General features: G+C 71.5%; 8 protein-coding genes. 6 read left to right on the top strand and 2 right to left on the bottom strand.

Features of this window, described 5'->3' with window-relative positions; genetic code table 11:
• Nucleotides 1-332 precede the first annotated feature (332 nt).
• Complete coding sequence (locus tag IPL61_19720) at nt 333-839, top strand: hypothetical protein (protein ID MBK9033462.1); 507 nt, start codon at nt 333-335, stop codon at nt 837-839.
• Here the strand turns inward: IPL61_19720 and IPL61_19715 are convergent.
• Together IPL61_19715 and IPL61_19710 are read right to left on the bottom strand one after the other, a co-directional pair.
• The gene (locus IPL61_19715; protein MBK9033461.1) at nt 794-1,684 is read right to left on the bottom strand and encodes a hypothetical protein; all 891 of its coding nucleotides are present in this window, start codon (nt 1,682-1,684) and stop codon (nt 794-796) included. The genes IPL61_19720 and IPL61_19715 overlap by 46 nt on opposite strands.
• A 242-nt stretch (nt 1,685-1,926) precedes the next feature.
• Complete coding sequence (locus IPL61_19710) at nt 1,927-2,442, bottom strand: hypothetical protein (GenBank protein ID MBK9033460.1); 516 nt, start codon at nt 2,440-2,442, stop codon at nt 1,927-1,929.
• 1,550 nt (nt 2,443-3,992) lie between these two features.
• Between IPL61_19710 and IPL61_19705 the strand changes: the two genes are divergently transcribed.
• The 5 genes from IPL61_19705 to IPL61_19685 all read left to right on the top strand — a co-directional run bounded on the left by IPL61_19705 (nt 3,993) and on the right by IPL61_19685 (nt 13,879).
• A complete protein-coding gene (locus IPL61_19705; GenBank protein ID MBK9033459.1) occupies nt 3,993-4,967 on the top strand; it encodes a hypothetical protein in 975 nt (324 codons plus the stop codon).
• A gap of 388 nt (nt 4,968-5,355) precedes the next feature.
• Complete coding sequence (locus IPL61_19700; GenBank protein MBK9033458.1) at nt 5,356-5,964, top strand: hypothetical protein; 609 nt, start codon at nt 5,356-5,358, stop codon at nt 5,962-5,964.
• A 512-nt stretch (nt 5,965-6,476) separates the two neighbouring features.
• Nucleotides 6,477-8,564: a hypothetical protein gene (locus IPL61_19695; GenBank protein MBK9033457.1), complete on the top strand. Its 2,088-nt coding sequence runs from the start codon at nt 6,477-6,479 to the stop codon at nt 8,562-8,564.
• Between the two features lie 1,223 nt (nt 8,565-9,787).
• Nucleotides 9,788-13,588: a hypothetical protein gene (locus IPL61_19690; GenBank protein ID MBK9033456.1), complete on the top strand. Its 3,801-nt coding sequence runs from the start codon at nt 9,788-9,790 to the stop codon at nt 13,586-13,588.
• Entirely contained in the window at nt 13,589-13,879 is a 291-nt protein-coding gene (locus IPL61_19685; GenBank protein MBK9033455.1) for a hypothetical protein, read from the top strand.
• Nucleotide 13,880 lies beyond the last annotated feature (1 nt).

Below are 13,880 nucleotides of genomic sequence, written 5' to 3'. Positions count from 1 at the left end.
CACGGCGGTGGGTGGCGAACGCGGGGCCACCAGGGCGGCGCGGGACGCGGTCGGCCGTGGCTGGCGGGGGGCCGCGTCCAGGTCGCGCGGACCAGGTCGCGCGGTCGAGGTGCGGTCGAGGTGCGGTCGAGGTGCGGTCGAGGTGCGGTCGAGGTGCGGTCGAGGTGCGGTCGAGGTCATGACGACGCCTGGCCTGGCGCTCGCCTTCCGCCCCGACCGAGTCGACGTAGAATGGGTCCAGGCCGAGGGCTTGCCGGCCGCATCGATCGCTTGAACCGCTGTCGCTGCCACGGCGAGCTCGGCCACGCGCACCGTACTCACAGGACCGACCCGTGCACACGATCTCCCGGGACAACGATCACGCTCAGCTGGACGCCCCCGAGGAGATCGAGCGCTTGCTCGACCACCTTCACGAGCGGTTCCGCGCGAGCGCGCCGACGCTGGTCACCGTCGAGCGCGCGGACAACGGCGACTCGTTGTCCATCGGACTCGGCGCAGAGGTCAGCGTGCTCAACTACGTGCGCGGGGACCCGCCCTACTCCGAGCCGGCGAGCGCGCCCCCCGGGTTTTTTTTCGGTTCGGCGGAGAGCCGGCAGCCGACCGAGCCGGCAGCCCGCCGGCAGCCGACCGGGGGTAGTTCTGGAGGGCGTGCGGCGCGGGGCCGCGCGTGCGCACGCGTGCGGACGCGCGCGGCGCGGCCGACGGCGCCCGACGAGGCCGAGATTCGCGGCGGTGGCCACGCCGCGACGGCGCGTGCGGGGCGGACGCGCTGGGGGACGGCTGGGGGCCGGAGTCAGGCGGCGGCGACGGTGACCGACGCGAAGCGGGCGAGCCAGTAGGTGCCGGCGGGGAAGACGGCGGGGCGGCCGGCGCGCCAGCGGAGGCGGGCGTCGCGGTAGGCCTCGCGGAAGGCGCGGAGGCGCACGAGGGCGGCGATGCGGTGCGCGGTGTTGCGCGCGGCGATCAGCGGGCGCAGGCGGCGGCGGGGCGCTGGGGTGGAGGGGGCGTCGCGCCAGGACTGGCGGAGGATGGCGCGGCGGCCGAGGACGCGCGCGCCGGTGCGGCGGCGCTGGGCGGCGGCGTCGGCCTCGACGGCGGCGACGCGCTCGCGGAGCTCGCGGCGGACCTGGTCGGGGTCGCCGAGCTCGGGCGGGATCGTGAGGGTGAGGGTGACGACCTCGGGGAGGTCGCCGTCGGGGCGGAAGAAGTGGCGTGGCCGGTGGACGGTGATCGTGCGCTGGTTGAGCAAGGCGCCGAGGCCGTTGACGCCGGGCCAGTGGTGGACGCGCTCGACGAGGCCGTCCTTGACGGGGTTGGTCGCGGCGTACACCAGCTTGTCCATGACGTCGGCGGGGTCGACGAGCTCGACGGTGCAGGGCGCCTCGGCCGACCAGAAGTTCTCCCAGCGGCCGCGCAGCGCGTTCATCGCGCGCGCCAGCAACATGTGGAAGTACGCGCGGAACTCGACCTCGCAGCCGCGGCGGTCGTAGGCGACGTCGTGGTGGTGGTTTGACATGGCCGACGGCAAGATCATGTCGATGCCGAAGCGCTGGACCGCGACGGCGAGGCAGTAGAGATAGGTCTGGTTGGTCTCGGGGTCGGGGCGCAGCAGGAACTGCCGCTGGACGCAGCGGCGGTTGATCAGCAGGAACCGGCCAGGCTGGACCGGACGCGGCAGCGACATCGCGCCCGACCAGAGCAAGCCGCTTGCCAGCGCCAACCCCGCGCCGCGCCAGCGCGCCACCGTCCGGCCGCGTCCGACGCTCGGCCAGATGTCCGAGATCCGGACGAACCCGGACGGGGCCCAAAGGGCGAGGCCCGCAAGAACCGTGTCGCAACGCATCGGATCGCAGAGCGAGCGGCCAGGCCGCGTCGCAGTTGCGCGTGCCGCGTCGCCGAGGTAGCCGCCAGCGGCGGCTGGCGGGCTTACCCAGCGACGCCGGCGCTGCCGTGCCAGGTGGCCAGCGCGGCGCGGAGGTCACGGCCGCGCGCGAAGCTGCGCGCCTCGATGAGGTCGACGGCTGCGGCGGCGCGGTCCCATTCGTCGGGTGAGGCGACGGCGGCCAGCTTGGTGAGGTCGTCCCGGTCGCGGGGTCGGTGGGCGTCGTCGAGCGAGATGAGCTTCATGGCGATCAGGTGACCGACCCGGGCGACCGGCGCGACGACGCCTTCGCTGACCTCGACCGGCTCGGCGGCCGCGACGATCTCGGCCTCGATGCCGGAGGCGGCGAACAGCAGGTCGACCATCGGCCCGCGCCCCTCGAACCGTAGGCGCGCAGTCGAGAGTCGGCCCTGGGCGACTTGCTCGATCGCCGCGCCGACCTGATAGCCAGCCTGACGCAGCCGCCAGACGTAGGCTTCGGCGGCGGCATCGTCAGCGACGGCGACGGCGAAGTCGAGGTCGCGCGTGAACCGCGGCTCGGTACGGGTCGAGACCGCGATCCCGCAACCAGCGCCACCTCGATTTCGCTGGGCCTGGCGGCGAGGGACAGCGCGGGCGCTGATGGCCAGCGCGCTCATCGACGGAGCGGGCTCGTCGCCTGACCCGTCGGCGCATCGCTCGCGCTGGCAGGCTCGGGCGCGTGGCGGATGAGCCACGCGTCGAGGCGCCGGGCGAGCTGCTCGGGCGACTCCTCGGGGTGCTCTCGCGCCGCAGCCGGGCGGCCATCATCGAGACGCCGAAGTCGAAGAGGTCGAGGGCCTCCTGGAGTCGGTCGCTGGGGCTGCGTTCCAGGCGCACGCCATGATCTTGTCGGGCGCGCCGGCAGTGTCAACCGCGTCGATCGCGAGCGGACCGGACCAGGGGGCGTTCGAGGACGGCGGCGGCGGCACCGCCAGCGCAGGCGAAGCGCGAGATCGAGGACCTCCAGGTCGATCCTCGCCGGCCTCGGCATCGTCGTCGTGCAGGTGGGCGTCAGGCCGGCCTCGAGGCACCCATCACCGTCCGCCGTGATCGCCACGCTGGTGTACGCGTAGGCGATCGCGGCGTGCGCGAGGCCGGCGCCGTCGGCGGGGAGCACTGTCAGCGTCACGCCGTCCGCGTCCCTGCGCGCGGTGCTCCACTCGGCGACGAGGACCGCCAAGAGGCCGCCGCCGCTTGCGGCCAGCTGGACCCGATGCACCTCACCCGATCGTCAGGGGGGGCACCTCACCCGATCGTCAGGGCAGGCACCTCACCCCATCGTCAGGGGCGCACCTCACCCGATCGTCAGGGGCGCACCTCACCCGATCGTCAGGGGCGCACCTCACCCGATCGTCAGGCGGCACGTCACCGATCGTCAGGGGCAGGCGCCTTAGCCGATCGTCAGGCGGCGACCGCGGTTGAAGCACGCACGGCGCGGCTGGCGCCGGCGGGGAGGGCCAGGCGGGGACCCAGGCTTCAGCGCCGACACCCCATCCCGAGATCGGTCCCGGGCCCAATCCGACTTGACAACAACGGGTCGGTCCAGTTATTCGAAATAGGAGGCGGAGACGGATTGTTCATGGAATCGTAGCGAGGAGCGGCGATGGATGGTCTTGATGGGATGGAATGCGGACCCCAACCTGTCTGGTGGTCGAACCAGTGTGTCGGAGATCACATCCTCGCAATCGGGGACAAAAGGGACGCAACCACGGACGCAGGCGGTCGATAGCAGGGGCGCGAACCAGGCGGGCACGGTGCCCGCGACTGGCTTCGCGAAGGAGGCGCGCGTGGAGACGAACACAGCGGTGAGGATGGCGGCCGGGACTCCGGCGCCAGCGGTGTGGATGCCAGGAGACGTCGGGTCGGTCGCGGTCCTGTCGGACCTGCACCTGGGGGCGTTCGGCTTCGTGGGCCGGGGCGCCAGCGTGCTCGATGTCCAGGCCGGGCGGGATCCGATGGCGCCGGGCGGACCGTTCGAGCGGTTCCTGCGCGCGCAGGTCGGGCGCCACGACGCGGTCATCTTGCTCGGCGACATCCTGGAGCTGGCGCTGGCCACCTACGATCAGACGTCCCGCGCGCGGCCCGCCTGGTGTCGCTCTTGCGCGAGCACTGCACCGACACGGTCTACTTCGTGCCGGGCAACCACGACCACTACGCCTGGACGCTGGTCCAGGACGCCAGCGCGGTGACCAAGCGCTTCCCGCACTTCACGTCGAACTACTTCCCGACGCACCAGATCGGCCAGTACAGCGACACGTTCCTGCGCACGATCGGCATCGACCACGTCGTCTATCCGACCTTGGCCTGGCGCCCGCCGCGCGGCGACGCGCACAGCTACCTGTTCCACCACGGGCACTTCTGCTCCGAGACCTACACGCTGGTCTCGAGCTTCTACCGCGACCTGTTCGACGGTCAGGTCACGCACCTCGCGCAGCTCGAGGGCCTGAACGCCGGCTGGCTCAACCTGATCTGGTACCACCTGGGCCAGGCGGGCATCGGCGTCGGCGCCAACGGGCTGGTCGAGCGCGTCTACGAGGAGCTGCGCGCCACCGGCACGTCCCCGGCGGTCGAGCGCGCGGTCGAGCGCCTGTATCGCCTCAAGCTGGCGGCGCCGGTCCGCGCGGCGCTGCGGCGCTTCGCTGACGAGGCGTGGTGGCTGACGACCGGCGCGGCCGACTGGCTGGCGAGCCGCATCGACGCGGTCATGCCGCAGTGGCTGACCAAGGCGGTGCTGGCCTACGCCGAGCACGAGGACCGCAGCGGCGGGCGCGGCGCCTCGGTCGACCGCGGGCGCGCGCTCGACGCCAGCCTGGTCGCTCACGCCGACGAGCTGGTCAAGATGGTCGCAAGGTCGGAGCCCAGGCTGGTGCCGGGCGCGACCACGCTGGTGTTCGGCCACACCCACGTGCAGGGCCAGGCCGCGAGCGCCACCGCGCGCTACCTCAACACCGGCGGCTGGGTGACCAGCCCCAGCGGCGACTGGCCCGACGCCTACGTGCTGTCCATCGACGCGGCGGCGACGCCGTTTTTGCGATTTGTCCACTACGACGGAGGGAGGGTCTGATGTCGCGCGCGCGTGCGATCGTGTGGAACCGTGGCTACGCGGGCAAGCTGGGCTGGACGCCCGACGAGCTCGGCGCCAACACCTTCGACGCCGCGCTGGTGCAGCGCATCGAGGCGGTGCAGCGGCAGCTCGGCGTCGAGGTCGACGGCCTGTTCGGGCCCGCCAGCTACGCCGCGTGGCTGGCGCAGCGCGCGACCGCGTTGTCCTCGGCGCTCGCGACCGCCGTCGGCGGCGACGCGCCTCGCGGTGGCCGGCCAGGTCGCGCTCGCCACGGCCAAGGCGCTGTGGCTGCGGACCGTCGTCGATCCGCCCGATGCCAGCGAGCGCTACGCCGCGTCGCGCGCGGTGGTCGACGCGCTGATCCGCCCGACGACGGCCTGGGCTGGTCGTGGAGAACCCGTACCGCAAGAACGGAGACTACGCGTGGTGCGGCTCGTTAGCGGCCTGGTGCTGGCGCGCCGCGGGCGTGCCGGTGGCGCTGCGCCGGCGCTACTTCGCGTCGACCTACCGCCTCGATCGCTACGCGCGCTACCGCGCCACCGGCGACGAGACCCCGCCGCGCCCGCCGCCGGACGCGCGCCGCCTGCTGGTCGAGCTCGACGAGGACGCCGGCCCCGCCGACGCGATCCTCCACGACGGCTCGGAGCCGCGCGCCGGCGACATCCTGCTCGTCGGCGGCGAGCGCACCGGCTACGGCAAGCACATCTGCCTGGTCGAGTCCCACGACGTCGCGACCGGGCTGTTCACCACCATCGAGGGCAACGGCACCGGCGCCAGCCCGCGCGGCGGGCGCATCCACGGCATCGTCCGGACCCAGCGCCCGGTCGGCCTCGGCCGCGACGAGCCGCGCACGCGGTACCACGCCCGCCGGCTGATCCGGCCGTCGATCCACGATCTGCTGATCACCGGGCGCGCCGTCGGCGCGCCGGGGCCGGGCGACGCGGTGCTGCGAGGTGGCGCCGCTGGCGGTGCCGGCATCGCGGCCGCGGTGCCGTGATGACGACGACTGTACTCATCCGCTTCTTGTTTCTCTACGACGCGTCCTCGCGCGCCGTCACCTGATCTGAATTCCCGGTCGCGCACGGGGCATGCGCGGCGCGGGCAATGACTGTTCGCCCACTGGAGTATGGCGATGGCAATCGATGCACTCTCTCTTCCGTACGACATCACCTGGCAGCGGGTCGCGTGGTCGGCCGACATGCTGGACCGCGGCTACGACAGCGAGCTGCCGCCCAAGTGGCGGAGCTCGATCGCGGCCTACGCCTACGCGATCCCGCTCGCGGAGACCGCCGAGGACTACCCCGACCATCGGGTGGTCTACCTGAAGGTCTCGGCGAGCATCACCGGGTGGTCGCCCCGTGAGAGCCTCGGCGAGTACCTGCGGATTCGCGATCCGGAGATGTCGGATCCAGACAACCCAGGGGATGGCGACGAAGGTGGCGGCGGCGGTGGTGGTGGCGGTGGCACCCCCCGGACGAAGACGAGGTCCAGCAAGAAGGCTGGGACAACGTGGACGGGGCCGGGGCCGTCAGTCGCAATTACTGGCCGTGCGGCGCCGCGTTGTTGCAGATCTCGGTGTTCCCGAACCCCGAGGCTGGTGTCTCGGACAACGACTATCCCAGCATCATCGACTTCGAGCCGAAGAAGCGCGAGCTGTACGAGGCGGTGACCAGCACCAACGAAATGCTGAGCGGCTCGAGCGGGAACACCAACACCCGAAAGGGCGGCACGACCACCGAGTCGCTCGAGGCGAGCATCAGCACAAGGGTGTCGATCCCACTTGTCGGAGGCTCCGATATCTCGGTCACCGGTCGCTACTCCCAGGAGGACGTCGACATCACGACGACGGATGCCTCCACCGAGCGTCGCGAGACCGCCGGCAGGTCGACCCAGTTGTCGCAGCTGTACCAGCTCTTCAACGGCTACCACCTCGGCACGAACCGCGCGGTCTTCATCAGCTTCCCCCGGCCGCACAACGTGAGCAGCTCGGACCAGATGGACAACAACCTGGTCTCGGGCGAGCGCGGGCTCGAGGGTGTCCAGGACGTGTTCCTGATCGTGCTCGTGCCCAAGACGGTCCCGGGCTTCTGCGTCCGGGCCGGCCTGGACACGTCGCACAAGACGCAGCTCGCTTCTGGCGGCGTCCGCTACGTGACGCCGCGGCGGGTGGTCCGGGGCTGTGGCGCGTTCCAGGATGACCGCATCGTGCCGGTCGCCCCGTCCGTGGTGACGCCGCCGCCGCGGCCGCTCATCGTCGACGACGGCGACGTCCTCGGCTGGGTGGACTCGCTGGTCCCGCAGATGAAGTCCGGGCGCGCCGGCCGTATCGCAGCGGCCGACACGCTCAACCTCGGCGTGGCCGACCTGCGCAAGTCGGTCCTCGGGAACCTCGCCGCAGGCAAGTACAGGGCGCGGCCGTTCGCGAGCACCGAGACCTTCCAGCAGATCGTCGCGCTCGAGATGCGGGCCTCCAAGCTGTCGCTCGACAAGCTGGTCACGCTCAACTACATCACCGCGGCCGAGAAGGCTGCCCTGACGAACATCGCTATCGGCGACGTTGCGCAGCTCTTTGCCGAGCTCGACCCGGCCAAGGTCTCGGCCTCGCCGCCGACATCCGTGCGCGCGTCGTCGCTGCCATCGCGTCCAAGGCCCTGCCGAGCAAGACCTGAGACACCATCATCCGTGCGCGCGGCGAGGCTGACGAAGGCGTCAGCCTCGGCCGCCGCCGCTTCTGACGCGCAGACCTGCGCTGTCGTAGAATCTCTGGAGGTCGCTGTGCCGCTGTCACCGGAAGAACTTGGCTCGAAGATCGAGTCAGCCCAGGACGTGGAGACCGCGCAGGCGCTCGCCCGACAGCTCGCCGCTCAGGCGGTTCAGCTGGCGCCGAGCCTGTTTGCGGTCAAGGACGATGTCGACGCGTACAAGGCAGCGCAGACGCTGCTCGAACTGTATGCGCCGAAGCTATCCGGGATCGGGAAGCCGCAAGTAGTCACTGCCGCTGCGATCGAGATCGCCAAGCTCGGCCGGCAGCAGGCTCACTCGACCTCGACACCGGCTCCGGCCAACGTGGTGGGAGACCCGGTGGAGCACCACCGCGGCGAGTTCGTGCACGAGGAGTCCGACCTCGTGGTCTCCGGCGCGGGGCTCGACTTCGCGTTCCACCGCACCTACCGGCATCAGACCATCGCTCGTGGGCCGCTCGGATTTCGCTGGGACCACGGGTACAACATGCGCCTCGACGTCCACGAGACGGTCGCCGTGCTGTCGATGGGTGGCGGGCGAAATGAGACGTATCGTCGGCATTCTGCTGGCCCACCCCAGACTTCGCGTACTACGTGCCGCCCGACGGCCTCGACGCGACCCTCGAGCCGATCGGCGTCCCCGACGCCCCGGTCGGCTGGGCCCGTCGGTCCCCAGACGGTCTCCGGCATGTCTTCGAGCCCGAGCCGGGTGGACGGGTGCGTTCCGCCTCGCCCGGGTCGAAGACCGCTGGGGCAACTACCTGCGGTTCGTCTACACGACCCGGCCTTCGGGCCTCGCCGTGCTCGACCGGTGTCACGTCAACCACGACGATCGCTGGGTCCAGTTCGTCTATGACGAGCAGGACCGCATCATCCGGCTGTTCGACCACGCCGGGCGCGCCTGGCGCTACCGCTACGACGCCCACGGCGATCTGATCGGGGTCACGACCCCGGGGACCGAGGACCATCCGCGCGGTTGCACCACGACCTACCGCTACTCCTCGGAGGAGCGCACCGGGCCGCTGGCGCACCTGCTGACGGACATCTTCGACGCCGAGGGCCGCCACTACCTGCACACGGAGTACGGGACCTCCGCCAATCAGCCCGACTACAACCGCGTCGTCATGCAGCGGGTGGGCAACGGGGACTACTGGTTCCGCTACGAGCCGGTCCAGGACCAGGACCTGAGCCTGGCGCCCGAGGACCGCCCGACCGTGCGGTGCTGGGTGAAGGAGCGCAACGGCCAGCAGACGCTGTACGTCTACAACGAGTGGGGCGCGCTGCTCTGGAAGCAAGAGCCCGATCGCGGGCCGGGCCGGCCGACGCGGCAGGTGCAGTGGCAGTTCCGCTACAATCGCGACGGCGCGATGACCGCCAGCCGTACGCCCGAGGGCGTGGTCAAGCACATGCTGACCGGGCGCGACCACTTCTTCGAGGTCCACTCCATCACCCCCGGCAGCGCCGAGGCCGAAGCGCTGTGGGACCACGCCGCGTTGACCGCCGAGGAGCGGCGAGGCTTCGGCCGCGTGCTTGCGACGGTCGAGCGCGGGACTCACCACGTGGCCACCACACTGGACTGGCGGGAGCGCTGGGGCGACGTCTACGCGGTGGCACCTGGCGACGTCGTCATCAAGTCGGCCTACGAGCCGGTCTACGGCCAGCCGTTGACGGTGAGCGACCCGCGCACGACCACCGCGAGCGATCCGCGAGCCACGGAGAACGGCGAGTACAGTCGCCTGTTGACGCGGTTCGTCTACGCGGAGACATCGACCCGCGAGCTCGTGCGCATCGAGCGCCCCCGGCCGACCCTGCCCGACGGCACCGATGGCGGCCCGGTGGTCACCGAGGTCCTGGCCCGCGACGCCCGCGGGCGTGACCTGGGTCGCGCGACGCGTCGGCGTCGAGGCGACCACGGACTACGTCGACGAGGCGGCCGGCGCCCAGGCTGGGTTCATCGAGCGGACCGTCGTCGACCCAGGTGGCCCGGCTGTCGAGACCCGCCACCAGGTGGACGACCTGGGCCGTGTAATCGCGACGACGCTGCCGCGCGGCGTGGCCTCAGCCGACGGACGGTTCGTGGTGACCCAGGTGTTCGACCATCTCGACCACGTGGTGGAGGCCCGCCAGGCGACGCCCCTGGCGACGGTCACGCGCACCCGCTACGAGGCCGCGGGCAAGCCGGTCCATGTCTCGACCGACTGGACCGGGCGCCTGGGTGAGTCCTACGGCCACGTCGTGCGGCGCTTCGCCTACGACGAAGAGCACCGGGTCCGTCAGGAGTGGCAAGGGGGCGAAGACCCCAGCGGCCACCATCGCGTCGCGCACAAGTACAACCCCGCCGGCCTGCGGTCCGTCACCATCGCGGCCAACAACACAGCCACGCTGTGGAAGTACGACTCACGCGACCAGGTGGCCCGCGTCATCCGCGGCGCGGGGGTCGGGGAGTCGATCGAGGAGTTCGTGCGCGACGGCGATGGGCGCCTGCTCGAGCACCGCTCGCCGGAGGGCCGGATCACGCGGTCGGCCTACGACGCCCTCGGTCGGGTCGTCGCGGTGACCGACGCGCTGGGGAACGTGACGCGGACCTCGTACGACGCGGCGAGTCGGCCGACGGTGGTGCGGCAGTTCGAGCGGGTCATCGACGCGATCGGCGCTGAGACGTTCGTGCTGCTGGCCCGGCTCGAGACGGTCTACGACGAGCTGGGGCGGGCGGTGCGCGGGATCGCCTCGAAGTTCGAGGCGCCGCCGCCCGCGGTGACCGCCGCCGAGGTCGCGGGGGCCTACGCGGACGCGGTGGTGGGCACGCCGGTCGAGACGCAGACGTTCTACGACGCCGCCGGGCGGGTGGTGCGCGTCGTCGACGCGCTCGGCAACGCGGCGAGCTCGGTCTACGACGCGGCGGGCCGGGTGGTCGAGGTGACCGATCCGACCGGCAACCGGGTCGAGACCACGTACGATCTGCACGGCAACGTGGTGCGGGTCGACCGGATCGACCTGGTCCGCGACGGCAGCGGCGCGGTGACGGGGCAGGAGGTGTTCACGACGCTGGCGACGTACGACGAGCGGGACCGGAAGGTCAGCGACACCGACGCGCTGGGCAACGAGACCACGTATGGCTACGACAGCCTGGACCGGCTGGTGTGGAGCCGGGACGCGCTGGGGAACGAGCGCGAGCAGGTGTACGACGTCTACGGTAACCTCGTCGAGGTGCGGACGCAGCGGACCACGACCGGGGACGGCAGCGGGCAGCTGCTGGCGCCGCACGTGGTGCGGCAGGAGTACGACGAGGCGGGGCTGGTGACGGCGCGGGTGGACACGCTGGGGCGGCGGACGGAGTTCCGGTACGACAAGTGGGACCGGCTGGTCGAGCAGGTGATGCCGGATGGCGCGCGGCTCGCGACGGTCTACGACCGGGACTCGCTGCCGACGGGGATGCGGGACGCGCACGGGGTGGTGGTGCGGACGACGTACGACGGGCTGGGGCGGGCGGTGCGGACGGTGGTGGACACCGCCGAGGTGGACGCGGGCGTCACGATCGAGGGCGTGCGCACGGTGGAGCGCGCGTACGACGGCCTGGGGCGGGCGGTGCGCGCGAGCAACGAGGTGTGCGCGGTGGCGGCGACGTACGATTCGCTGGGCCGCGCGCTGGCCGAGGCGACGACGCTCGCGGCGACGGGGCAGCTCCTGACGGTGGGGCGGCGCTTCGACGACGCCGGGCGGATGACGGAGCTGACGTACCCGGGCGGGCGGCAGGTGGCCCACGATCACGACGCGGCGGGGCGGGTGACCGAGCTGCGGCACGTCGTCGACGGCGTCGGGTTCCCGGGCGCGGCCGGCGGGGCGCGGAGCATCGCGACGTACACCTACGCGGGCGGCCGGGTGCGGGCGGTGACGTTCGGCAACGGCACGATCGCGGCCTACGCGCACGACGCGCGGGGCGGCGTGGTCGAGGTGAAGCACCGGGGGCCGAGCGGCAACCTGGTGCGGATGCAGCAGCTGCGGGACGCGGTGCGGACCCCGCGGCTGCGGTACCAGGAGCTGGAGGCGGCCAAGCGGGCGGAGCGCCTCGGCTACGACTCGCGCTACCAGCTGGGCGCGCGGCAAGACGTCAACCCGCTGGCCTTCGACGTGGCGACCGTGGCCCCGGCGACCACGGTGCCGGCCGGCGGCCCGGCGCCCAAGCAGGCGCTCCTCGACGCCGCCATCGGGACGCGGCTCGGGCCGACCGCGCCGACCGGGGCGGACGGCTGGCAGTACGACCTGACGGGCAACCGCACGGTGGCGACGGCCACGACCGGCGCGCAGGTCGCGTACGGCGCGCCCGACGCCCGCGACCGATACCCCAGCGTCGGCGGCGTGGCGTATGCCTACGACGCCGCGGGCAACCTGACCTCCGACGGCGTCCATCGCTACGTCTACGACGGCTTCCGGCGCCTGGTCCGGATCGTGAAGATCTCGACCGGCGCGACCGTGGCGCGGTACGACTACGACCCGTCGGGGCGGCGCGTCGTCGAGGATCGGCCGGCCAGCGGCGGCGCGGTGGTCATCGCGTACGACGGCGTCGACCGCGTCGCCGACTTCCGCAGCGGCGCGTGCGTCGGGCAGTACGTCCACGGGCCGATGGTGGACGACCCGGTCGAGGTCGCGGCGGCGGGCCGCCAGCACACCTACCACCTGGACCTGCAGGGCTCGGTGCGCGCGTTGACCAACGCCGCCGGCGCGCTCGTGGCCCAGTTCCGCTTCGACCCGTTCGGCGTCACGCTCAACGCCGTCGGCGCGACCATCGCCCCGCCGGGGAGCGGCGGCGTCGGCGCCACCGAGGCCACGCAGCCGTTCGGGTACGCCGGCCGGCCGTACGACGCGGCCGTCGCGCAGTACGACTACCGCGCGCGCGTCTACGTCCCGGCCCTCGGCCGGTTCCTCCAGCGCGACCCGGCCGGGCCCGTCGACGGTCACCTGTACGCGTACGCCGGGAACGCCCCGCTGGCCTTCGGGGACCCGAGCGGGCTGTGTCGGAAGGTCCGCGTAGATGGTTTCGACTTTACCGACTCGGATGGCAACGGCGAGATTGACTTGAACGAGGCGCGGGGGTCGCTCGCGGCGCTGAACGACGCGGTAGAGGAAGGCCGCCTCCGGAGACACATTGGCGGGAACCTCGACCGCCCCAAGGGACTGACGCACGAGGCCTTCCGCTGGCTCTTCGACCACAAGCAACAGCACCTGGACATCGAAGAGGCCACGGTTGGGATCGATGCATCGGGCAAGGGGACGACCGCGCAACGCGAACGCGCAAGGGTTCAGCAGTACGTCGCGGTCAACATGGCCGCAGTGACCTCGGGCCCATTTGGCGCCGCGCTCGCTGCGACCGGACTGCCCGAACTCGGCATCGCCGTTGAAGGCATGCTCATGTCCAGCGGCGGGACGTATGCCCGCTGGGCGAAGCAGAAGCCGGCGCCGGCCCCGTCATCAGGGAGTGGTGTGATCCCCCGCGCCCAGGCGCGCGGTCGTCGGCAGGCGCCATCATTATATGTCTATCGATACGCCAGCGCAGACGACCGCGAACGACTGGATGCGGGTGAAGACCTGCGCCCCAAGGGGACATCGCGCGACATAGCCTCGCATGTTTCGGGGCGTCCGACGTCGCACATCTCGGCCGGTCTGTCCCGCGGGGCCATTGAGAAGTTCGACTCCGGCAACGGACTTCTTCGCATCGATGTCAACAAGGCTGTTGAGGGTGGTGCGCGCTATATCGACCACGGGAACGTCGTTCAGGCCGTCGGGCGTGCCGGCAATCCTACGGTGGAGCGCTACGCGAGAGATGCTACTGAGGTGCTGTTCAGGGGGCTGATACCCATTTCGGCAATAGAAAGGATTCGATGAATGCCGACTCTCTCCGACTATGTAAACGTGTTTGGTGAAGCCGAGGCGGTGTTGCGGGACAGGGGGTACCAGGTTTGGTATGATGAATCATTGAAACACTTCTTTGCAGAGAAGAATGGATGGGATTTCTCTGCGGACTCGCCGACGGCGCTTCTCGGAATTGTGAGTCTGTATGAAGCACGGAGCCCCGGCGAGTATCGGGAGTACTGGTGGTCCACGCAGCAGTACTGGGACTTTGCGGCCGTGCCGCGGCAGCCAACGCGTCCCTATCGATCCGTCATCAAGCGGTGAC

The sequence above is a fragment of the Myxococcales bacterium genome, from assembly GCA_016717005.1.
Taxonomy (GTDB): domain Bacteria; phylum Myxococcota_A; class Polyangia; order Haliangiales; family Haliangiaceae; genus UBA2376.
This window is presented reverse-complemented; position numbering and strand designations above follow the sequence as displayed.